20 protein-coding genes are annotated in these 21,329 nt (G+C 70.2%); 14 read left to right on the top strand and 6 right to left on the bottom strand.

Annotated elements, in window-relative coordinates; translation table 11 throughout:
• Positions 1-14: 14 nt before the first annotated feature.
• The 5 genes from OG194_RS18090 (at position 15) to OG194_RS18070 (ending at position 5,527) form a co-directional block, all read left to right on the top strand.
• Positions 15-1,064, top strand: a complete 1,050-nt coding sequence (locus tag OG194_RS18090; RefSeq protein WP_327401885.1) for a LacI family DNA-binding transcriptional regulator — start codon at positions 15-17, stop codon at positions 1,062-1,064.
• Between the two features lie 102 nt (positions 1,065-1,166).
• Positions 1,167-2,513 (top strand): endo-1,4-beta-xylanase, encoded by a 1,347-nt coding sequence (locus OG194_RS18085; RefSeq protein WP_327401884.1) that lies wholly within the window; start codon positions 1,167-1,169, stop codon positions 2,511-2,513.
• A gap of 134 nt (positions 2,514-2,647) precedes the next feature.
• Positions 2,648-3,700, top strand: coding sequence for an LCP family protein (locus OG194_RS18080; protein WP_327401883.1), 1,053 nt, complete (start codon positions 2,648-2,650; stop codon positions 3,698-3,700).
• Positions 3,701-3,851: 151 nt separating this feature from the next.
• Positions 3,852-4,208, top strand: a complete 357-nt coding sequence (locus OG194_RS18075) for a YciI family protein (protein WP_327401882.1) — start codon at positions 3,852-3,854, stop codon at positions 4,206-4,208.
• A gap of 44 nt (positions 4,209-4,252) precedes the next feature.
• Positions 4,253-5,527, top strand: coding sequence for an RNA polymerase sigma factor (locus tag OG194_RS18070; RefSeq protein WP_327401881.1), 1,275 nt, complete (start codon positions 4,253-4,255; stop codon positions 5,525-5,527).
• On the opposite strand, the gene OG194_RS18065 is transcribed toward OG194_RS18070, so the two are convergent.
• The gene (locus tag OG194_RS18065) at positions 5,524-6,705 is read right to left on the bottom strand and encodes a class I SAM-dependent methyltransferase (protein WP_327401880.1); all 1,182 of its coding nucleotides are present in this window, start codon (positions 6,703-6,705) and stop codon (positions 5,524-5,526) included. The genes OG194_RS18070 and OG194_RS18065 overlap by 4 nt on opposite strands.
• A gap of 182 nt (positions 6,706-6,887) precedes the next feature.
• Here OG194_RS18065 and OG194_RS18060 point away from each other — a divergent pair, with 182 nt between their 5' ends.
• The 4 genes from OG194_RS18060 to groL all read left to right on the top strand — a co-directional run bounded on the left by OG194_RS18060 (position 6,888) and on the right by groL (position 10,924).
• On the top strand, positions 6,888-7,781 hold the full coding sequence (locus OG194_RS18060) for a polysaccharide deacetylase family protein (protein WP_327401879.1): 894 nt from the start codon (positions 6,888-6,890) through the stop codon (positions 7,779-7,781).
• The gene (locus OG194_RS18055) at positions 7,778-8,494 is read left to right on the top strand and encodes a hypothetical protein (RefSeq protein ID WP_327401878.1); all 717 of its coding nucleotides are present in this window, start codon (positions 7,778-7,780) and stop codon (positions 8,492-8,494) included. The genes OG194_RS18060 and OG194_RS18055 overlap by 4 nt, the downstream gene beginning before the upstream one ends.
• A 344-nt stretch (positions 8,495-8,838) precedes the next feature.
• A complete protein-coding gene (groES, locus tag OG194_RS18050; RefSeq protein ID WP_019055579.1) occupies positions 8,839-9,147 on the top strand; it encodes a co-chaperone GroES in 309 nt (102 codons plus the stop codon).
• Positions 9,148-9,298: 151 nt separating this feature from the next.
• Positions 9,299-10,924 (top strand): chaperonin GroEL, encoded by a 1,626-nt coding sequence (groL, locus tag OG194_RS18045; RefSeq protein WP_327401877.1) that lies wholly within the window; start codon positions 9,299-9,301, stop codon positions 10,922-10,924.
• A gap of 123 nt (positions 10,925-11,047) precedes the next feature.
• Here the strand turns inward: groL and OG194_RS18040 are convergent, their stop codons facing one another.
• Positions 11,048-11,821 (bottom strand): SDR family NAD(P)-dependent oxidoreductase, encoded by a 774-nt coding sequence (locus OG194_RS18040; protein WP_327401876.1) that lies wholly within the window; start codon positions 11,819-11,821, stop codon positions 11,048-11,050.
• Between the two features lie 108 nt (positions 11,822-11,929).
• A complete protein-coding gene (locus OG194_RS18035; RefSeq protein WP_327401875.1) occupies positions 11,930-12,598 on the bottom strand; it encodes an MOSC domain-containing protein in 669 nt (222 codons plus the stop codon).
• A gap of 80 nt (positions 12,599-12,678) precedes the next feature.
• Between OG194_RS18035 and OG194_RS18030 the strand changes: the two genes are divergently transcribed.
• Positions 12,679-13,593, top strand: a complete 915-nt coding sequence (locus OG194_RS18030; RefSeq protein ID WP_327401874.1) for a LysR family transcriptional regulator — start codon at positions 12,679-12,681, stop codon at positions 13,591-13,593.
• Positions 13,594-13,692: 99 nt separating this feature from the next.
• On the opposite strand, the gene OG194_RS18025 is transcribed toward OG194_RS18030, so the two are convergent.
• Positions 13,693-14,019: a WhiB family transcriptional regulator gene (locus tag OG194_RS18025; protein WP_019055584.1), complete on the bottom strand. Its 327-nt coding sequence runs from the start codon at positions 14,017-14,019 to the stop codon at positions 13,693-13,695.
• A gap of 380 nt (positions 14,020-14,399) precedes the next feature.
• On the opposite strand from OG194_RS18025, the gene OG194_RS18020 reads away from it, so the two are divergent.
• From OG194_RS18020 to OG194_RS18005, 4 genes are all read left to right on the top strand, one after another.
• Positions 14,400-15,011, top strand: a complete 612-nt coding sequence (locus OG194_RS18020) for a response regulator transcription factor (RefSeq protein ID WP_003948568.1) — start codon at positions 14,400-14,402, stop codon at positions 15,009-15,011.
• A gap of 266 nt (positions 15,012-15,277) precedes the next feature.
• Positions 15,278-15,865 (top strand): sigma-70 family RNA polymerase sigma factor, encoded by a 588-nt coding sequence (locus OG194_RS18015; RefSeq protein ID WP_327401873.1) that lies wholly within the window; start codon positions 15,278-15,280, stop codon positions 15,863-15,865.
• Between the two features lie 192 nt (positions 15,866-16,057).
• The gene (guaB, locus tag OG194_RS18010) at positions 16,058-17,563 is read left to right on the top strand and encodes an IMP dehydrogenase (RefSeq protein WP_318018272.1); all 1,506 of its coding nucleotides are present in this window, start codon (positions 16,058-16,060) and stop codon (positions 17,561-17,563) included.
• A gap of 106 nt (positions 17,564-17,669) precedes the next feature.
• Complete coding sequence (locus tag OG194_RS18005; RefSeq protein WP_327401872.1) at positions 17,670-18,794, top strand: GuaB3 family IMP dehydrogenase-related protein; 1,125 nt, start codon at positions 17,670-17,672, stop codon at positions 18,792-18,794.
• Positions 18,795-19,371: 577 nt separating this feature from the next.
• On the opposite strand, the gene OG194_RS18000 is transcribed toward OG194_RS18005, so the two are convergent.
• On the bottom strand, positions 19,372-19,926 hold the full coding sequence (locus OG194_RS18000) for a hypothetical protein (protein WP_327401871.1): 555 nt from the start codon (positions 19,924-19,926) through the stop codon (positions 19,372-19,374).
• 136 nt (positions 19,927-20,062) lie between these two features.
• The gene (locus OG194_RS17995; protein ID WP_327401870.1) at positions 20,063-21,271 is read right to left on the bottom strand and encodes a nucleotide sugar dehydrogenase; all 1,209 of its coding nucleotides are present in this window, start codon (positions 21,269-21,271) and stop codon (positions 20,063-20,065) included.
• Positions 21,272-21,329: the final 58 nt, after the last annotated feature.

Below are 21,329 nucleotides of genomic sequence, written 5' to 3'. Positions count from 1 at the left end.
ATACGATCGCCGCCATGACAGCCCCGGATTCCGCCGAAACCCAGACAGCGGGTCGGTCGACGCAGACCGCCACGCTCGCCGAGATCGCCCGCGAGGCCGGAGTGTCGGCTCCGACTGTTTCGAAGGTCCTCAACGGCCGCGCCGACGTCGCCCCCGCGACCCGCACCCGCGTCGAGGACCTGCTCCGCGTCTACGGCTACCGGCGCCGCCGCGCCGAGGCGACCCGCTCCCCGCTGATCGACCTGGTCTTCCACGAGCTGGAGAGCGCCTGGGCGATGGAGGTCATCCGGGGCGTGGAGAACGTGGCGCGGGACTCCGGGCTGAGCGTGGTGCTGAGCGAGAGCGCGGGGCGGCTGACACCCGGCCGGACCTGGGCCGATCAGGTCGCGGCCCGCCGCCCGCACGGCGTGATCCTCGTCCTCTCCGGGCTCGACGAGTCCCAGCGGGCGCTGCTCACCAGCCGTTCCATCCCGTTCGTGGTGATGGACCCGGCCGGTGACCCGGGCGCGGACGTGCCGTCGATCGGCGCGACGAACTGGCAGGGCGGACTCGCCGCCACCCGGCACCTGGTCGAACTCGGCCACACCCGGATCGGCGCGATCAGCGGACCGTCCCGGATGATGTGCAGCCGCGCTCGGGTGGACGGATACCGGGCCGCGCTGGAGACGGCCGGGCTGCCGGTCGACCCCTCGCTGATCACCACCGGCGACTTCCACCACGAGGCCGGCTACCGGCTGGGCCTTGAGCTGCTGCGCCGCCCGGACCGGCCCACCGCCGTCTTCGCCGGCAACGACCTCCAGGCCCTCGGTCTCTACGAGGCCGCGCGCGAACTCGGGTTGCGCATCCCGGAGGACCTGAGCGTGGTCGGCTTCGACGATCTGCCGGTGGCGCGCTGGGTCGGCCCGCCGCTGACGACCGTACGACAGCCCCTCACCGAGATGGCCGAGGCGGCGGCCAAGCTGGTGCTCGACCTCGGGCGCGAGCAGGAGACCTCGGCGGCACGGCGGGTGGAACTGGCGACGAGCCTGGTGGTGCGGAGCAGTACGGCACCGCCCACCACGTGACGCCGGTGGCCGGAAGGTGACGTATTGACGAGTGGGGTCGGCCGCCCCACACTCCTCCGAAGCCAATCGGTTGCACAACCGAAACTTTCGGAGGCACCCGCAATGAGATCTCTGAGAACCGGCTTGTCCCTGGCGGCCCTGTTCACCGGCGCCGTCATGCTCTTCGCGGCCCCCGCCGCACACGCCGCCGACACCCCGCTGCGCGACCTCGCCGCCGCGAAGGGCAAAGTCATCGGCACCGCGGTCACCGGCTCCAAGCTCACCGGCACGTACGGCGACATCGCGGGCGGTCAGTTCAGCTCGCTCACCCCCGGCAACGCCATGAAGTGGGAGACGGTCGAGCCGACGCGGGGCAGCTTCAACTGGTCGGAGGCGGACCAGATCGTCGCCTTCGCGCAGGCCCACAACCAGCAGGTGCGCGGCCACACCCTGGTCTGGCACAGTCAGAACCCGAGCTGGCTGACCAACGGCACCTGGACGTCGGCCCAGTTGAGCAGCCTGCTCCAGAACCACATCAGTACCGAAGTCGGCCGCTACAAGGGCGAGATCACCGCCTGGGACGTGGTGAACGAACCCTTCAACGAGGACGGCACCTACCGCTCGACCCTCTGGTACAACGGCCTCGGCGCCAACTACATCGCGCAGGCGCTGACTTGGGCCCACGCGGCGGACCCGGCGGCCAAGCTCTACATCAACGACTACAACGTCGAGGGCGTCAACGCGAAGTCCACCGCCCTCTACAACCTGGTCAAGTCCCTGAAGACGGCGGGCGTTCCGATCGACGGGGTCGGCCTCCAGGCCCACCTCATCCTCGGCCAGGTCCCGAGCACGCTCCAGCAGAACATCCAGCGCTTCGCCGACCTGGGCGTGGACGTGGCGATCACCGAGCTGGACGTACGGATGGCGCTTCCCGCGGACGCCACCAAACTCGCCCAGCAGAAGGCCGACTTCAAGAGCGTCATGGCCGCCTGCGTGGCGGTGACACGCTGCGTGAACGTCACCGTCTGGGGCTTCACCGACTCCGACTCCTGGGTCGACAGCACGTTCCCCGGCTACGGGGCGGCGACACCGTACGACGCCAACTATGCGCCGAAACCGGCGTACTACGGCCTCTCTGAGGCGCTCGGCGGTACGACCACGACCCCGCCGCCGACCGGTGCGTGCTCGGCGACGTACAGCGTGGGCAGTCAGTGGAACACCGGGTTCACCGGGCAGGTGACGATCGCCTGTTCCGGGGCCTCGCTGTCGTCCTGGAAGGCGACCTGGACGTACGGCGCGGGCCAGCAGATCACGCAGGCCTGGAACGCGACCTGTACCCAGTCGGGCACGGCGGTGAGTTGTGCGAACGCGAGCTACAACGGGACTGTCCCGGACGGCGGTTCGGTGACGTTCGGCTTCAACGCGTCGTGGAGCGGGAGCAATCCGGTGCCGGTGGTGACCCTGGGCTGAGGGAGGCGGGGGAGGCGCACGGGGGGCTTCGGGGGAGTGAAGCGGGGCTGAGAACCGTGAGATTTTCCGTAGAAAACCGTCTCGGGACGTCTCCCCTAACTTTCTCCTAATAATTCGGACTTACGTTCCTCACCGTGACGGACACAGAGAACGTTGACGAGGACAGACGCGTGGGCCGGCGATCGAGAGTGCTGAAGATCGCCGGCCTCACTCTGGCCGGCGCCCTCGTCCTGGGTGTCGCCACGGCCGGCTGGGCCTACTGGCACCTCAACAGCAACATCAAGAGCGTCGACATCGACAGCGCGCTCGGCACCGACCGCCCCGCGAAGGCGGTGACCACACCGTCCGCCGCGGCATCCGCGTCCGCCGTCCCCGTGCCGACCGGCTCCCTGAACATCCTGGTCCTCGGCTCCGACTCGCGCAGCGGCAAGGAGAACAAGGCACTCGGCGGCGGCGACAGCTCCGGCGCCCGCTCCGACACGGCGATGGTCGTGCACATCGACGCGGGCCGTAAGAAGGCCACGATCGTCAGCATCCCGCGCGACACGCTCGTCACCCGGCCGTCGTGCCCGCTGTCGTCGGGCGGTTCCACGTCGGTGGCGTACAACGCGATGTTCAACACCGCGTACTCGGTGGGCGGGCCGGTGTGCGCGGTCAAGACGGTCGAGTCGATCACCGGCGTCCGCATGGACCACTACATAGAGATCGACTTCGCGGGCTTCGCGAAGCTGGTCAACGCGCTCGGCGGCGTCACGGTCACCACGACGCAGGACATCGACGACGACGACAGCCACCTGCACCTCAAGAAGGGCACCCATCACCTCAACGGCAAGCAGGCCCTGGCCCTCGCCCGAACCCGGCACGGCATAGGCGACGGCAGCGACCTCGGCCGAATAGGCCTCCAACAGATGCTGGTGAAGGCCCTGTTGACCCAGATCTCCACCCACGACCTCCTCACCGACCCCACCAAGCTCTACGAGGTCACCGACGCGGTCACCGACAGCCTCACCACCGACACCGGCCTCGACTCCCTCAGCGAACTGATCAGCCTCGGCCAGAGCCTGAAGAGCCTGTCGGCGGACGCGGTGACCACCGTGACGATGCCGAACGTCACGGCACCGTCCGACCCGAACCGAGTGGTGGCGAAGGAGCCGGCGGCGAGCGATCTGTGGGAGTCGCTGCGCTGACCTGCGGAGACAGGTGGGCGGAAAAAATCTTCGAGGTTTTCCGGCGAGTGTGTCGATCCGCTCGCCCCTCGTTCGACGCATGGTTGAAAGGCCGGGAAGAGCCCGGTCGGACAACGTCAGAGAACGTCAGCGAAACACCCGAGGAGTCACCATGCCCCGCTACCTCTCCCTCGTGCAGATCGACGAGAAGACCACCCCCGCCGAGGGCCCCAGCCCCGAGCTGATGCAGCGCATGGGCGAGCTGATCGAGGAGATCACCAAGGCCGGCGTCATGCTCGACACCGCCGGCCTCACCCCGACCGCGCAGGGCGCCCGCGTGCACTGGGAGGGCGGCAAGATCTCCGTGACCGACGGCCCGTTCACGGAGTCCAAGGAGGTCGTCGGCGGCTACGCGCTCATGCAGTGCAAGGACATGGCCGAGGCGATCGAGTGGACGAAGCGGTTCCTCAAGGTGCACGAGGAGTTCTGGACCGTGACGTGCGAGGTGCGGGAGATCGCGGAGGGCTGAGCCTTCCTTGGCTTGAGGGCACCAGAGGTGTTCGATGGTGGGTTGTGGAACAGGAAGCACAACCCACCTCGCCCGCGACAGCTCCGGAAACCGCTCTGGAGACCGTCTTCCGCATCGAGTCCCCCCGCATCATCGCCGCCGTCGCCCGCCTGGTCCGCGACGTCGGCATCGCCGAGGAACTCGCGCAGGACGCGCTGGTCGCCGCCCTGGAGCAGTGGCCGAGGGACGGCGTGCCCGACAACCCGGGCGCCTGGCTCATGGCCACCGCCAGACACCGCGCCGTCGACCTGATCCGGCGCCGGGAGAACTACGCCCGCAAGCTCCAGGAGATCGGCCGCACCCTGGAGACGACGGCCCCGCCCGAGGAACCCGCGGCCCCCGACGACATCGACGACGACCTCCTGCGCCTGGTCTTCACCACCTGCCACCCGGTCCTGTCCCCGGAGGCCCGCACCGCCCTCACCCTGCGCCTCCTCGGCGGCCTGACCACCCCCGAGATCGCCCGCGCCTTCCTCGCCCCCGAGCCGACGATCGCCCAGCGCATCGTCCGCGCCAAACGCACCCTGGCCACCAAGAACGTCGCCTTCGAGGTCCCCTACGGCCCCGACCGAGAGGCCCGCCTGGGCTCGGTCCTGGACGTCATCTACCTGATCTTCAACGAGGGTTACGCGGCGACGGCGGGCGACGACTGGCTCCGCCCCAGCCTCTGCGAGGACGCGCTCCGCCTGGCCCGCCTCCTCGCCGGCCTGATGCCGAAGGAACCCGAAGTGCACGCCCTGGCCTCCCTGTTGGAGTTCCAGGCCTCCCGCGCGGCCGCCCGCACCGCCCCGAACGGCGACCCCGTCCTCCTCAAGGACCAGAACCGCCGCCGCTGGAACCGCCTCCTCATCGCCCGCGGCATCACCGCCCTCGGCCGCGCGGACGCCGTCTCCACGGGAGCCCCCGGCCCCTACGCCCTCCAGGCCGCCATCGCCGCCTGCCACGCCCACGCGTACACCTACGACGAGACCGACTGGCCGACGATCGCGACCCTGTACGCCCTCCTCGCCGCCCGATCCCCTTCGCCGGTGGTCGAGTTGAACCGCGCGGTGGCTGTCTCGATGGCCGAGGGCCCGGCTCCGGCGTTGGAGATCGTCGACACCCTCGCCTCCGAACCCGCCCTGCGCGACTACCACTTGCTGCCCAGTGTCCGTGGCGACCTGCTCCTCCGCCTCGGCCGTACGACGGAGGCGAAGGCGGAGTTCACACGAGCGGCTTCGCTGGCGCGCAACGAACGCGAACGCCAACTCCTGCTGCGCCGGGCGGCGGAGGCGTCCTAGACGGGGCGCCCGATCAACATCGCCGGCGCCCCCGCCACCCGAGTGAGGAACACGGTCACGGAGTTGGGCCCCTGAGGCTTCACCTTCCGCCGCAGCTCCTCCGGTTCGACGGCCGACCCCCGCTTCTTCACGGTGAGGACGCCCACCTCGCGCTCCCGCAGCAAGGCCTTCAACTTCTTGACACCGAAGGGGAGTTGATCGGTGATCTCGTAGGCGGAGGCATACGCGGTCGGCCGTAGCTCATCCGCTGTCACATACGCGATGGTCTCGTCGACGAGCCCGCCCTCGACCTCCTCCGCGACCTCGGCGACGAGGTGGGCGCGGATGACGGCGCCGTCGGGCTCGTACAAGTACCGCCCCACGGAACGGACTTCAGGGTCGGGCAGCCCGCGTCCGTGCAGAACTCGCGGACCGGGCAGGAGAGTTGCCCGTACCGCCCCCGGCCGCGCTCCCGCCCCGAACCACAGCACAGCCTCCTTCACGTCACCCCCGTCCGAGATCCACTCCGCCTCGGCCGCCGCCGGGATCGCCTCGTGCGGCACGCCGGGGGCGATCTTCAGCGCGGCGAGGGGGGCCGTCGTAGCCGCGCCGATGGCCCAGGACAACGGCGGCGAGTACGCCTCGGGATCGAAGATGCGGCCGCGGCCGCCCCGCCGTGCGGGGTCGACGAACACGGCGTCGTACGCGGACGTGTCGACGTCGGTGACATCCGCCTCGCGCACCTCGATCAGGTCGGCCAGCCCCAGGGCCTCCGCGTTGGCCCGCGCCACGGCCACCGTCAGCGGATCGCGGTCCACGGCCAGGACCCGTACCCCCGCCCGTGCCAGTGCGATCGCGTCGCCGCCGATTCCGCAGCAGAGGTCGGCGACGGAGGTCACGCCGAGGTCCAGGAGGCGGGTGGCGCGGTAGGTGGCGACGCTGGTCCGGGTGGACTGTTCGAAGCCGTTCGGGGTGAAGAACATCCGGTCGGCGTCCTCGGGCGTGAACTTCGCCGCTGCCGCGCGTTGGCGCAGCCGGGCCTGGCCGAGGGCCGCCGAGACGAGGTCGGCGGGGTGGTCGCGGCGCAGCCGGGTGGCGACGGCGAGTTCCTTGGCCGGGTCGGTGCCGCGGACCTCGTCGAGGAGGGCGCGGCCCTCGGGGGTGAGCAGGGCGGCGAAGGCGAGTACGGGGTCGTTCACCGGGACATTGTGGGCCAGTCGGTGGACGGTGTGCCTCCGGTGGCGGTGTGTTGGCGGTGTCGCCGCGGGATCGGGGCCGGGTCCTGAAAAGATCCGACCCCATGCGAGTAGTCGTACAAAATGACATCAATCGGGCGCGCGGGGACCGAGGAGATCGGGAAACCCGGGGCGACCGGGGTCGGATGACGGGAGGCGCCCGTGGCGCGCTCGCCGCCCTCGCGCTCGCCGCTCTCGTCTCCGGCTGCGGCCAGCCCGGCTCGGGCGCGGCCGTCCACCCGGCGCAGGGCGCGCAGCCGCTGCACGCGCCCCCGGCGCGCGCGCTGGACTCCTACGCGACCAAGTTGCGCGCCGCGTACGCCGCGCGGGTTGCCGCGGCCAAGCGCTGGGGGCTGGCGAAGGTGCCGCTCACGGCCCCGCCGGCCCCGGCGCACAAGCCGGAGATCACCGCGCGCAAGGGCTTCGAGGTGGACGACCAGGAGGAGTTGAACCTCCCGCCGGTGTTCACCACGATCCCGACCAAGCAGAAGATCGTCTTCCTCACCATCGACGACGGCGAGAACAAGGACCCCGCGTTCCTGCGGATGATGAGCGACCTGAAGATCCCGTACACGGCCTTCCTCAGCAACTACCTGGTGAAGGACGACTACGGCTACTTCCGGAAGATGCAGGCCCAGGGCCACACGATCAACAACCACACCCTCACGCACCCGTACCTGCCGGGCCTGTCCTACGCCGAGCAGAAGCGCGAGATCTGCGGCATGCAGGACATCATGAAGAAGCAGTTCGGCAAGGCCCCGACGGTCTTCCGGCCGCCGTACGGGAACTACAACCACGACACCCTCGTCGCCGCGAAGTCCTGCGGCATCAAGTACGCCCCGATCTGGGACGAGGAGGTGTTCGTCGACCACTGGGAGTACCGCGAGGACGACCGGTCCCTGCACCCCGGCGACATCGTCCTGACGCACTTCCGGGGCCGCGAGGACTGGAAGGGCACGATGGTCGACGACATGCGCCGCTTCCTGGGCAAGGTCACGGCCGAGGGCTACGCGGTGGCCCGCCTGGAGGACTACCTGTGAGGCGGGCGGGCCGTCTGCGGGTACCGGTGGCCGTCGCGTCGGCGGCCGCTCTGCTGTTCCTCACCGGTTGCGCCCAGTCCGTCGACCCCATCGAACGGCTCGGCAAGAAGGCCGCCCAACGCGTCCACCCGCACGGCCCGTCCCGCGAACAGCCGTACCGCCACTGGGGTTTGACGGCCCCCCTGGCCCCCGCCCCCAAACCGTCCCCCCACCCCGCCGCCCGCTCGGCGGGCCCGGGCCTCCCACCGGTCGTGGACCACGTCCGCACCCGTGACAAGGTCGTCTTCCTGACCTACGACCACGCCGCGAGCGCCCGCCGGGACCCGAGCTTCACCGACCTGGTCCGCGAACTGCGCCTCCCGGTCACGGAGTTCCGCACACCCCCGAAGCCCGCCCGCTTCACCGGCCTGCCCTACGCCACCCAGCGCACCGAGATCTGCGGCCACCGCCCCCACCCCGGCTCCCGCCTGCTCCGGCCCCCCGAGGGCACGTACGACACGACGACCCGCCGCGCCGCGGCCGACTGCGGCATCTCCGCCCTGGTCCTCTGGCGGGCCTCCACGACGACCGGCACCCTGACCTACGCCCGGGGCGACCACCGGCTCACCCCTGGAGACATCGTCCGGATCACCCCGACCGGCACGACGGCCCGCCTCCTCCGGGGCATCCAGGAGCGGGGTCTGACGGTGGGGCGCCTGGAGGACTACCTCTGAGCAGATGGAGCGAGGGCCGGCCAATCCGGCCAATCCAGCCCGTCCGGCGTTTGAGGACGAGGCCGAAGGCCGACAGGGGGGTTTGGGGGCACAGCCCCCAAGACGGCGACACCAGCACAGGCCCGCCAGACAGCTCAGGGTGACGGAGAAATTCCGCTCAAGCGCCGCGGGCATTGGCACTCCGCTTGACCGAGTGCTAATCGCGGTCATAGTCTCAGACCTGGCACTCCCCCCTGGAGAGTGCCAATAGCGACGGGCAGGTCCGGCACCCGCGACGACGGATCGACCTGGTCGCCACCTCAGACAGTTAACCCCGTGAGATCTCCGAAGGGGGAGGTCGGATCGTGACGACCGCCAGCTCCAAGGTTGCCATCAAGCCGCTTGAGGACCGCATTGTGGTCCAGGCGCTCGAAGCCGAGCAGACCACGGCCTCTGGCCTGGTCATTCCGGACACCGCGAAGGAGAAGCCCCAGGAGGGCGTCGTCCTCGCCGTTGGCCCGGGTCGCTTCGAGAACGGCGAGCGCCTGCCGCTCGACGTCCAGACCGGTGACATCGTGCTGTACAGCAAGTACGGCGGCACCGAAGTGAAGTACCAGGGTGAGGAATACCTCGTCCTCTCGGCCCGCGACGTGCTCGCGGTCATCGAGAAGTAGCTCACCCGGTACCGCCGGTACCACCCGGATGTACCGAGCTACACCCAGTTTTGCAGTGAGCTGCGCCCCTGGCCCCCGCGACCTTATGAAGCCGGGCGTCAGGGGCGCGGTTCGTTTCACCCACGTTTTCCGAGAGGGCTGAACCGCTCCCATGGCGAAGATCCTGAAGTTCGACGAGGACGCCCGTCGCGCCCTCGAGCGCGGCGTCAACAAGCTTGCCGACACGGTCAAGGTGACGATCGGCCCCAAGGGCCGCAACGTCGTCATCGACAAGAAGTTCGGCGCTCCCACCATCACCAACGACGGCGTCACCATCGCCCGCGAGGTCGAGCTCGACGACCCGTACGAGAACCTCGGTGCCCAGCTGGTGAAGGAGGTGGCGACCAAGACCAACGACATCGCGGGTGACGGCACCACCACCGCCACCGTGCTCGCCCAGGCGCTCGTCCGCGAGGGCCTGCGCAACGTCGCCGCGGGTGCCTCCCCGGCCGCCCTGAAGAAGGGCATCGACGCCGCCGTCAAGGCCGTCTCCGACGAGCTGCTCGCCACCGCGCGGCCGATCGAGGACAAGGCCGACATCGCCGCCGTGGCCGGTCTGTCCGCGCAGGACAGCCAGGTCGGCGAGCTCATCGCCGAGGCGATGGACAAGGTCGGCAAGGACGGTGTCATCACCGTCGAGGAGTCCAACACCTTCGGTCTGGAGCTGGACTTCACCGAGGGCATGGCCTTCGACAAGGGCTACCTGTCGCCGTACTTCGTGACGGACCAGGAGCGCATGGAAGCGGTCCTCGAAGACCCGTACATCCTGATCCACCAGGGCAAGATCAGCTCCATCCAGGACCTGCTGCCGCTGCTGGAGAAGGTCATCCAGGCCAACGCCTCCAAGCCGCTGCTGATCATCGCCGAGGACGTCGAGGGCGAGGCCCTGTCGACCCTGGTCGTGAACAAGATCCGCGGCACGTTCAACGCGGTCGCGGTCAAGGCCCCCGGCTTCGGCGACCGCCGCAAGGCGATGCTCGGCGACCTCGCCACCCTCACCGGCGGTCAGGTCATCGCCGAGGAGGTCGGCCTCAAGCTCGACCAGGTCGGCCTGGACGTGCTGGGCTCCGCCCGCCGCGTGACGGTCACCAAGGACGACACGACCGTCGTCGACGGTGCCGGCGACTCCTCCGAGGTCGCGGGCCGCGTCAACCAGATCAAGGCCGAGATCGAGAACACGGACTCCGACTGGGACCGCGAGAAGCTCCAGGAGCGCCTCGCGAAGCTGGCCGGCGGCGTGTGCGTGATCAAGGTCGGCGCCGCCACCGAGGTGGAGCTCAAGGAGAAGAAGCACCGTCTGGAGGACGCCATCTCCGCGACCCGCGCCGCGGTCGAGGAGGGCATCGTCTCCGGTGGTGGCTCCGCCCTGGTGCACGCCGCCAAGGTCCTTGAGGGCAACCTCGACAAGACCGGCGACGAGGCCACCGGTGTCGCGGTCGTCCGCCGCGCGGTCGTCGAGCCGCTGCGCTGGATCGCCGAGAACGCGGGCCTTGAGGGCTACGTCATCACCGCCAAGGTCGCCGACCTGGAGCCCGGCCAGGGCTTCAACGCCGCGACCGGCGAGTACGGCGACCTGGTCAAGGCCGGCGTCATCGACCCGGTCAAGGTCACCCGCTCCGCCCTGGAGAACGCCGCCTCCATCGCCTCCCTGCTCCTCACGACCGAGACCCTGGTCGTCGAGAAGAAGGAAGAAGAGGAGCCGGCCGGCGCTGGTCACAGCCACGGCCACTCCCACTGACGCGAGTCGGTGAACCCGTAGGACGTGTACGTCGAAGGCCCGGCGCCCCCTCAGGGGGAGCCGGGCCTTCGCGTTCCACCGGAACCTTCGTCACCGGGCCCGCCCCCACCGAGGCGGCCGCCGTCACTGCGGCCCGTACTTCCGCCCGGTCTTCGAGGTGACCCCGCCCAGCACCGCCTGCGGAGTGATCTTCACCAGGCCCATCAGCGCCTTGTAGCGCGGGTCCGGGATCGACAGCGTCTTGCCGCGTGCCAGATCCGAGAGCGCCGCCGCGACCAACTTGTCCGCGTCCAGCCACATCCAGTTCGGGATGTTGTCCGTGCCCATCCCGGCCCGCTCGTGGAACTCGGTCCGCACGAACCCGGGCGCCAGCGCCATCAGCCGTACGCCACTGCCGGCCAGGTCCTTGGCCGCGCCCTGCGTGAACTGCACGACCCACGCCTTCGAGGCGCCGTACGTCCCGCGCGGTACGAAGGCGGCGACCGACGCCACGTTGACGACCCCGCCGCGCCCGCGCTCCCGCATCGCCTCGGTCGCCGCGCTGGTCAGCCGCAGCACCGCCTCGCAGTGCACCTTGAGCATCTTCAGCTCGTCGGCCATCGATACGTCGAGGTAGCGGCCCTTGTTGCCGAAGCCCGCGTTGTTGACCAGCAGGTCGACGGGGTTCTTGCGGTCGGCGAGGCGGGCGGCCACCGTGTCGATGCCCTTGTCCGTGGCCAGGTCGGCGGTGAGCACCTCCGCCTCGATGCCGTGCCGGTCGTGCAGTTCGGTCGCCTGCTCCCCGAGCCGCTCGGTGTTCCGCGCCACCAGCACGAGGTTGTGCCCGTCCGCCGCGAGCCGCCGCGCGAACGCGGCACCGATCCCCGCGGTCGATCCCGTAATCAATGCCGTTGTCATGGCGCAAGATTAGTGACCCGGAGCAAGCCGGTCCGATCTCTGCACAGCCCCTCCAGATCCGTGACGAACACGTGTCGAACGCCGTGTCGAACGGGTCGCGGCACCAGGTCAGCCCGGGTGTTCCGCGACATATTTCCGGGCCTGCGCGAGGGATTCCGGATGCAGCGCCTCGCCCGCGGGAAGCAGCCGCGGCAGCAGCTCCCGCTCGGTCGTCACGGCCCGGAACTGCAGGGCCACCGTCACGTCGTGGTCGGGCCGGCGCACGATCTCGATCGCGTCCCCCGCCCGGATCTCACCGGGTTCGATCACCCGCAGATAGGCCCCCGGCGCACCCTTCACGGTGAACCGTTTCACCCACCCGCGTTCGCCCAGATGGTCCTGGAAGGTACGGCACGGGATCCGCCCGCAGGTGACCTCAAGGACCACCTCGGGACCGATCCGCCAGCGCTCACCGATCCGCGCCCCGGACACGTCGAGCCCCAGTGTCGTCAGGTTCTCCCCGAAGGAACCGCTGGCCAGCGGGCGCCCCAACTCCCGCTCCCAGTCGTCGAGATCCTCGCGCGCGACCGCGTACACCGCCTGGTCGTCGCCCCCGTGGTGGCGCCGGTGACACACCGCGTCCCCGGCGAGCCCGCTCCCGGCGACGCCCTTGGGCCCGGGCGCGCTCACCCGCACCGGCGCGTCGGTCGGCCGCTTGTCGATGCCGGTCACGCCCTCGGGCTGGTCCGTGTACGGCACGGCCGCGGCCCGGCCCAGATTCAGCGAGAGAAGCTTCATGACGGCACGGTAGACGAGAGCACCCCAAAGGTGCGGCGCATTATTCGCCGCCGTACCCAAGAAGCACTTATGCTCGGGGCGTGATCGAGGCCCGACATCTCCGCGTGCTGCGCGCCGTCGCCGCCACCGGCTCCTTCTCGGCGGCCGGGCGTGAACTGGGCTGCACCCAGCCGGCCGTCAGCCAGCAGATGAAGGCCCTGGAGACCTCGGTCGGCACTCCGCTGCTGATCCGCACCGGCCGCGAGATGCGGCTGACCCAGGCGGGCGAGGCTCTCGTCCGGCACGGCGCGGGCATCCTCGCCGGTCTGACGGCGGCCGAGGAGGAGGTCGCCGCGATCGCGGGCCTGCGCGCCGGCCGGGTCCGCCTGGTCTCCTTCCCCAGCGGCAGCTCGACGCTCGTCCCGACCGCACTGGCCGCCCTGCGCGCCGCGCACCCCGGCACTCGCGTCTCCCTGGAGGAGGCCGAGCCGCCGAACTCCGTCGACCTCCTCCGGGAGGGCGACTGCGACATCGCCCTCGCCTTCCGCTACGAGGCGGCGACGGGCGCGGAGGACTGGTCCGACCTGGTCGTACGACCCCTGCTCAGCGACCGCCTGGTCGCCCTGGTCCCGGAGAAACACCGGCACGCGCGTGTGCGGTCGCTCGCCATCGGCGAACTCGCCGACGACCCCTGGATCGCCGGCTGCCCGCGCTGCCGGGGCCAGTTGGTCGAGGTGTGCGAGGCCGCCGGCTTCACCCCGCGCATCGACTTCGCGACCGACGACTATCCGGCGGTCGTCGGCCTGGTGAGCGCGGGGCTGGGCGTCGCCGTCCTGCCCCAGCTCGCCATCGAGTCCGTACGGCCCCGGGGCGCGCGGACGGTGACGCTGGAACCGGCGGTGCGGCGGGAGATCGTCGCGCTGACCCTGCCCGACCTGGCGCGGGTGCCGGCGGTGGCGGCGACCCTCGACCAGCTGGCGCGCGCGGCCCGCGACAAACGGGCCCGCGAAAAATAGCGGGGCACGCGTGCGCGTACCCCTGGTGGAGAGCTGAGCGTGCCCTCTGGTGGAGGGCTGAGTGGGCCCTGGTGGAGGGCTAGTTGGAGAAACGTTCCTTCAGTTGTTCGAAGCCATGTCCCCGGCGGCCGAAGCCGACACCAGCCGGTTGCGGGCACGCCCCATGAGCTCTTCGCGCTCGTCCTCGGTCAGGCCGCCCCAGACGCCGTACGGCTCGCGCACCGCCAGCGCGTGCGCCGCGCACTGTGCGCGGACCGGGCACCTCATGCAGACCTCTTTGGCCGAGTTCTCACGAGCGCTTCGTGCCGCACCGCGCTCGCCCTCGGGATGAAAGAAGAGCGAGCTGTCGACCCCTCGGCAGGCAGCCAGGAGCTGCCAGTCCCACAGGTCCGCGTTCGGTCCGGGAAGGCGGGAGAAATCTGCCATTGCGTGACCCCTTGTAGCCGTTATGGGCGGATACGGTGTCCACGACCGTACAACTACGATCTAAGGAGATGAAAATATGACTCATTGCGAATCTAGCCTCAGACACCAGCAAAAGGGAAGAAATAGGGCTGAATGGGGCACCGGTTGTGGTGAAAGCTTGTGGGTCGGCCGCGCACCTCTCCACCGTGTCCGCACCCTCACGTAGAGTGCCGAAGATGGCACACGGCCCCGTAACTCTTTCGAGTGACCGTCGTTGAGAGTGCGAGGCGGTTGAAAACACAAGTGCTCGGGCAGGCGTCCGAGACGGTCGACCGCACAGGTGACGATTTCGTACCAGCCTGGAGGCTCAAGGTGACGCGCATCAGTTGCGGAGGGCGGCCATGACATCCGTCCTCGTCTGTGACGACTCCCCGCTTGCCCGAGAGGCGCTCCGCCGCGCGGTCGCGACCGTGCCCGGTGTCGAGCGCGTGACGACGGCGGCCAACGGCGAGGAAGTCCTCCGCCGCTGGGGTGCCGACCGCTCGGACCTCATCCTGATGGACGTACGCATGCCCGGACTCGGCGGTGTCGAGACCGTGCGGCGACTGCTGTCCGCCGACCCGGGCGCACGCATCATCATGCTCACCGTCGCCGAAGACCTGGACGGCGTGGCCCTCGCGGTCGCGGCCGGCGCCCGCGGCTATCTGCACAAGGACGCCTCGCGCGCCGAACTGCGGGCCACGGTCACCCAGGCCCTCGCCGACCCGACCTGGCGACTGGCCCCGCGCCGGCTGCGGTCCGCCGAGATGGGCGCCGCACCGACGCTCACCGCGCGCGAGATCCAGGTCCTCGAAGGGATGAGCCACGGCCGCTCCAACGCGGAGATCGGCCGTGAGCTGTTCCTCTCCGAGGACACCGTCAAAACACACGCACGGCGCCTCTTCAAGAAACTCGGCGCCTCCGACCGGGCACACGCCGTGGCGCTCGGTTTCCGGTGGGGTCTGGTCCGTTAGGACCAGGTCAGTGGGTCGTAGCGGGGATACGAGAATCCCCGCCCGCCACCGGGTGGGCGGGGACGGCGAAGGGGCCCGCCGGGCACCCGCTGCTCGTTTCGCCGCGGATGCCGCATCCTTGAGGTGTGGAGTTCCTCGGGGACGAGTCGGTCGAGCGGGAGGGGAGGGCGCAGGAGATGACTTCCGGCGCACCTGCTCATAACGCTTCGGTGCACAACAACGGACGCGGTGCCACGGACCCTTCGGCCGCAAGGCACCATGGACCGATGCGTGACGACGAGGCGGCCAGAGCCCCAGGGGCGATTGGTGGACTCGTCCTTCGCGCGGTCGACGGAGACGAGCAGGCGACCCACGATCTGCTCGCCCACGTCCACCCACTGGCCCTGCGCTACTGCCGCACCCGGCTGTCCCGACTCCCGGGCGACGCGCGGCACTTCGTGGAGGACCTCGCCCAGGAGGTCTGCGTCGCCGTCCTCCTCGCACTGCCCCGCTACAAGGACACCGGCCGTCCCTTCGAAGCCTTCGTCTTCGCCATCGCCGCCCACAAGGTCGCCGACCTCCAGCGCGCCGCGATGCGCCACCCCGGCTCCACGGCCGTCCCCTCCGACGAGATGCCGGAGCGCCCGGACGACTCCCTCGGCCCCGAAGAGCGCGCCTTGCTCAGCAGCGACGCCGAATGGGCCAAGAAACTCCTGGCCAACCTCCCGGACAACCAGCGCGAACTGCTCCTGCTGCGCATCGCCGTCGGCCTCACCGCCGAGGAGACCGGCCAGATGTTGGGAATGTCACCCGGCGCGGTCCGGGTCGCCCAGCACCGCGCGCTGAGCCGGCTGCGGGCCCTGGCCGAGCAGTAACTCCCGTACGGGCACTGCCCTCGACGGCGGAGCCCTGCGCCGCGACGCCTTCCGTGAACAGCCGGGCGACGGCGTACGTACGAACATACGAAGCCCGGAGCGGGCCGTAGCCGTGGAATCGTGGAATGAGGTGACCGCGCTTCCCGTTAGCATGGACATCCGCACCGATCAAGGCCATTTGGGGAAGGTGTCATGACTGCCAACGTCGACGGAGTGCCCGCCAAATTCGCGACACTAGGGCTGACCTACGACGACGTGCTGCTGCTGCCGGGCGCGTCCGACGTGCTCCCGAACGCGGTCGACACCTCGTCCCGCATCTCGCGCAACGTCCGGGTCAACATCCCGCTCCTCTCCGCGGCGATGGACAAGGTGACCGAGTCCCGGATGGCGATCGCGATGGCCCGCCAGGGCGGTGTCGGTGTCCTGCACCGCAACCTCTCGGTCGAGGACCAGGTCAACCAGGTCGACCTCGTGAAGCGTTCCGAGTCCGGCATGGTCACCGACCCGATCACCGTGCACCCGGACGCCACGCTCGGCGAGGCCGACGCGCTGTGTGCCAAGTTCCGCATCAGCGGCGTCCCGGTGACCGACGGCAACGGCAAGCTGCTGGGCATCGTCACCAACCGCGACATGGCCTTCGAGACCGACCGCTCCCGTCAGGTGCGCGAGGTCATGACCCCGATGCCCCTGGTCACCGGCAAGGTCGGCATCACCGGCGCCGACGCCATGCAGCTGCTGCGCCGCCACAAGATCGAGAAGCTGCCCCTCGTCGACGAGGCCGGCATCCTCAAGGGCCTCATCACGGTCAAGGACTTCGTCAAGGCCGAGCAGTACCCGAACGCCGCCAAGGACGCCGAGGGCCGCCTCATCGTCGGCGCCGCCGTCGGCGCCAGCCCCGAGGCCCTTGAGCGCGCCCAGGCCCTCGCCGAGGCCGGCGTGGACTTCCTGGTCGTCGACACCTCGCACGGCCACAACAGCAACGCCCTCAACTGGATGGCGAAGATCAAGTCGAGCGTCGGCGTCGACGTGATCGGCGGCAACGTCGCCACCCGCGACGGCGCCCAGGCCCTGGTCGACGCCGGTGTCGACGGCATCAAGGTCGGCGTGGGCCCCGGCTCGATCTGTACGACCCGCGTCGTCGCCGGCATCGGCGTCCCGCAGGTCACCGCGATCTACGAAGCCTCCCTCGCCGCCCGCGCGGCCGGCGTCCCGCTCATCGGCGACGGCGGCCTCCAGTACTCCGGCGACATCGGCAAGGCGCTCGCCGCCGGCGCCGACACGGTGATGCTCGGCAGCCTGCTCGCGGGCTGCGAGGAGTCCCCGGGCGAGCTCCAGTTCATCAACGGCAAGCAGTTCAAGTCGTACCGCGGCATGGGCTCGCTCGGCGCGATGCAGTCCCGCGGCCAGGGCCGGTCGTACTCGAAGGACCGCTACTTCCAGGCCGAGGTCGCCTCCGACGACAAGCTCGTGCCCGAGGGCATCGAGGGCCAGGTGCCCTACCGCGGCCCGCTGGCCAACGTGCTGCACCAGCTCGTCGGCGGTCTGCGCCAGACCATGGGCTACGTGGGCGCGGCCACCATCGAGGAGATGGAGACCAAGGGCCGCTTCGTCCGGATCACCTCGGCGGGCCTCAAGGAGAGCCACCCGCACGACATCCAGATGACGGTCGAGGCACCGAACTACAGCCGCAGCAAGTAGTCGGCAGGCTTCCTCAAGGGCGGCTCCGGACACACCGGGGCCGCCCTTGTCGTACCCGTCGGCGATACTGGAAGACGCTGAGACGCAAGAAGGAAAGGCCACACACGTGACTGAGATCGAGATCGGGCGCGGCAAGCGCGGCCGCCGGGCGTACGCCTTCGACGACATCGCCGTCGTCCCCAGCCGCCGTACGCGGGACCCGAAGGAGGTCTCGATCGCCTGGCAGATCGACGCCTACCGCTTCGAACTGCCCTTCCTGGCCGCCCCCATGGACTCGGTCGTCTCCCCGGCCACCGCGATCCGCATCGGCGAGCTCGGCGGCCTCGGCGTGCTGAACCTCGAAGGCCTCTGGACGCGCTACGAGGACCCGCAGCCGCTCCTCGACGAGATCACCGGGTTGGACGTGGACACCGCGACCCGCCGCCTCCAGGAGATCTACGCCGCTCCCATCAAGGAGGAGCTGATCGGGCAGCGCATCAAGGAGGTGCGCGACTCGGGCGTGGTCACCGCCGCCGCGCTCTCCCCGCAGCGCACGGCCCAGTTCTCCAAGGCCGTGGTCGACGCGGGCGTGGACATCTTCGTCATCCGCGGTACGACGGTCTCGGCGGAGCACGTGTCGGGCTCGCACGAGCCGCTGAACCTGAAGCAGTTCATCTACGAGCTGGACGTCCCGGTGATCGTCGGCGGCTGCGCCACGTACACGGCGGCCCTGCACCTGATGCGCACCGGCGCGGCGGGCGTCCTCGTCGGCTTCGGCGGCGGCGCGGCGCACACCACGCGCAACGTCCTGGGCATCCAGGTCCCGATGGCCACGGCGGTCGCCGACGTGGCCGCCGCCCGCCGCGACTACATGGACGAGTCCGGCGGCCGGTACGTGCACGTCATCGCCGACGGCGGCGTCGGCTGGTCCGGCGACCTCCCCAAGGCGATCGCCTGCGGCGCGGACGCGGTCATGATGGGTTCCCCGCTCGCCCGCGCCACGGACGCGCCGGGCAAGGGCCACCACTGGGGCATGGAAGCGGTCAACGAGGAACTCCCGCGCGGCAAGAAGGTCGACCTCGGCACGGTCGGCACGATCGAGGAGATCCTCGCCGGCCCGTCCCACATCCCCGACGGCTCGATGAACATCTTCGGGGCGCTGCGGCGGGCGATGGCGACGACCGGGTACAGCGAGCTGAAGGAGTTCCAGCGGGTCGAGGTCACGGTGGCGGACTCGCAGCACAAGCGGTAGGTGGTAGGCGGTTCTACGACGCCTCGAAGGGCCCGGACCTGGGTGGTCCGGGCCCTTTCGCGTGCCCAAGTGGGGCTGGTGGGGCGCGTGTTGGGACTGGGGGGCGCACGGTTGCGTTCGGGGTGATTGTGAGCCGTTTGGCCGTGTCGGGCGGCTAGTGTCCTTGATCGGCGGCCCAGTTCTTTTGGGTCGCCCCCTTCCACGGAAATCGTTCCGGACCCGGGCTCTCGGGGCCCGGCCCGAATTCCAGACGAACCGCCTACCGGGCTAATGGGCGGCCTCGTGGAAGGGGGCGCCCATGGGTCGCCACCGCAAGCCCACCCGCTGGGACCGGATCCGTCTTCGGATGGTGAAGCAACGGAGGAGGTGGATCTTGTGGATTCACGGCGGAAAGTGAGCGGCCACCCCTATATGAACTAGGGGTGGACACTCCGTTCACTTTTCAGGAGCTCACCGCAGGGCCTACTGCGGTGGGCTCCACCTGTTTCTCACGGTACCGGCGGCGCGCGCCGCACGCCACCAGCCCCCGACGCACACCCCGCCCCAAGCGCCCCCCTGCACACCCCGCGCGCCGGGGTCAGAGCGCCGCCTTCTTGGCGCCCGAGAACGCGGCGAACGCGGCGATGGCGAAGAAGACGAAGGTGAGCGGGTCGGCGTCGGCCTTCCAGGCGTCCTGGACCACGTCGAAGTGGTCGAAGAACACCTTGCTGAAGTTCACGCCGAGTTCGTCCGCGCCGATCATCGCTTCGCCGATCAGCTGGCCGAGATAGACCGCGCCCAGGGCCAGGACCGCGCTGAACACGGGAAGGACGGGGTTGCGCCCGCCGAGCTTGCCCGCAGCCAGGCCGATCACGAAGCCGACGCCGACCGCCGCCCAGCCGATCTCGTGCTTGGTGGTGCCGATGACGACGCCGTAGATGCCGGCGGCGACCAGGGCCGCGGCGACGGCGGTCAGCAGGCCGAGCACCATGGTGTTCCGTTGGGGCGCGGGCGTGGCGTACGGGGCCGGGGGCGCCGGCGGTACGGCGCCGGGCTGCTGGGCGTACGGGTTGCCGTCGACCGGCTGCGGCTGCGCGGGCGCCTGCGGCTGGGCCTCGGGCTGTGGCTGCGGAGGCGTGGCTGACTGGCTCATGACAGAAATCCCCCCACGGGATGTGAAGACAGGAAAGGTGAAGCGGAGTCGCCTGCACGCGGATATGCGACAACTGTGCGACGGGTGTGGGGAGATTAGCAGGTCGACGTGACCCTGTGACCAGTCGTTTTCGTGCTCAGAGCCGGTGTGCCGCGCCCGTCGGTGTGGCCCCGCGCGTGTCCAGCAGCAACTGCGCCTTCACCGACAGGCCTTGGAGGTCGTACGTCCGGTGCTGCTGGAGCAGGATCGTCAGGTCGGCGTCGGCCGCCGCCTCGTAGAGGGAGTCCGCGCGGGGGACCGGGCGGTCCAGGACGCTCCAGGACGGGATGTGGGGGTCGTGGTAGCTGACGGAGGCGCCGAGTTCCATCAGGCGGATCGCGATCTCCTGGGCGGGGGTGCCCTGTTGGTCGGCGAGGTCGGCCTTGTAGGTGACGCCGAGCAGCAGGACGCGGGCCCCGCGCGCGGACTTGCCGTGCTCGTTGAGGAGCGTGGCGGCGCGCTGGATGACGTAGCGGGGCATCTGGTTGTTGACCTGCTGGGCGAGTTCGACCATGCGCAGGGGGCGGGGGCCGTGGCCGGTGAGGTCCTGGGGGACGGCGTGGCCGCCGACGCCGGGGCCGGGGCGGAAGGCCTGGTAGCCGAACGGCTTGGTCTCCGCGCAGCGGATGACGTCCCAGAGGTCGACGCCCAAGTCGTGGCACAGGACGGCCATTTCGTTGACGAGGGCGATGTTGACGTGCCGGAAATTGGTCTCCAGTAGCTGCACGGTCTCCGCTTCGCGCAGGCCACGCGCGCGTACCACCTTGTCGGTGAGGCGACCGTAGAAGGCGGCGGCCGACTCGGTGCAGGCCGGGGTGAGGCCGCCGATCACCTTGGGGGTGTTGGCCGGGGTGAAGTCGCGGTTGCCGGGGTCGACGCGGCTGGGGGAGTAGGCGAGGTGGAAGTCGCGGCCCGCGCGGAGGCCCGATCCCTCTTCGAGGAGGGGGCGGAGGAAGTTCTCGGTGGTGCCGGGGTGCACCGACGACTCCAGGATCACCGTGGTGTGCGGCCGCAGGTGCGCGGCGAGGGCGCGGGCGGCCGTCTCCACCTGGCTGAGGTCGAGGTTGCCGTCCGCGTCCGGGGGAGTCGGCGCGCAGATCACGGCGGTGCGTACGCGGCCGAGCTCGGCGGGGTCGGTGGCCGGCCGGAAGCCCCCCGAGAGCATCCGGCGCAGTTCGGCGGGGCTGAGGGAACCGACCTCGGGGCCGGTCTTGAAGCCGGCCGTGGCGATTCCGGCGGCGACAGCGGCCTGGGCCAGGGGCAGGCCGAGAGGACCGAGTCCGATGACGGCGAGATCTGCGGGCATGGCGTGGGCCGTCCTTCCCAATAACCGAAGTGGGACAGATACCGAAGCGGGACAGATA

The sequence above is a fragment of the Streptomyces sp. NBC_01288 genome (assembly GCF_035982055.1).
Classification (GTDB): domain Bacteria; phylum Actinomycetota; class Actinomycetes; order Streptomycetales; family Streptomycetaceae; genus Streptomyces.
Note: the sequence above shows the minus strand (reverse complement) of the source record. Positions and strands in the feature narration are given on the sequence as shown.

Bases quoted from the DNA above. Each gene is read 5' to 3' on its own strand.
- OG194_RS18085 (WP_327401884.1), top strand. From the start codon at position 1,167: ATGAGATCTCTGAGAACCGGCTTGTCCCTGGCGGCCCTGTTCACCGGC.
- OG194_RS18035 (WP_327401875.1), bottom strand. From the start codon at position 12,598: ATGAAGCTTCTCTCGCTGAATCTGGGCCGGGCCGCGGCCGTGCCGTAC.
- OG194_RS18025 (WP_019055584.1), bottom strand. From the start codon at position 14,019: ATGGCAGATTTCTCCCGCCTTCCCGGACCGAACGCGGACCTGTGGGAC.
- OG194_RS18040 (WP_327401876.1), bottom strand. From the start codon at position 11,821: ATGACAACGGCATTGATTACGGGATCGACCGCGGGGATCGGTGCCGCG.
- OG194_RS18015 (WP_327401873.1), top strand. From the start codon at position 15,278: ATGCGTGACGACGAGGCGGCCAGAGCCCCAGGGGCGATTGGTGGACTC.
- OG194_RS18090 (WP_327401885.1), top strand. From the start codon at position 15: ATGACAGCCCCGGATTCCGCCGAAACCCAGACAGCGGGTCGGTCGACG.
- OG194_RS18060 (WP_327401879.1), top strand. From the start codon at position 6,888: ATGACGGGAGGCGCCCGTGGCGCGCTCGCCGCCCTCGCGCTCGCCGCT.
- guaB (WP_318018272.1), top strand. From the start codon at position 16,058: ATGACTGCCAACGTCGACGGAGTGCCCGCCAAATTCGCGACACTAGGG.
- OG194_RS17995 (WP_327401870.1), bottom strand. From the start codon at position 21,271: ATGCCCGCAGATCTCGCCGTCATCGGACTCGGTCCTCTCGGCCTGCCC.
- OG194_RS18075 (WP_327401882.1), top strand. From the start codon at position 3,852: ATGCCCCGCTACCTCTCCCTCGTGCAGATCGACGAGAAGACCACCCCC.
- OG194_RS18000 (WP_327401871.1), bottom strand. From the start codon at position 19,926: ATGAGCCAGTCAGCCACGCCTCCGCAGCCACAGCCCGAGGCCCAGCCG.
- groL (WP_327401877.1), top strand. From the start codon at position 9,299: ATGGCGAAGATCCTGAAGTTCGACGAGGACGCCCGTCGCGCCCTCGAG.
- OG194_RS18020 (WP_003948568.1), top strand. From the start codon at position 14,400: ATGACATCCGTCCTCGTCTGTGACGACTCCCCGCTTGCCCGAGAGGCG.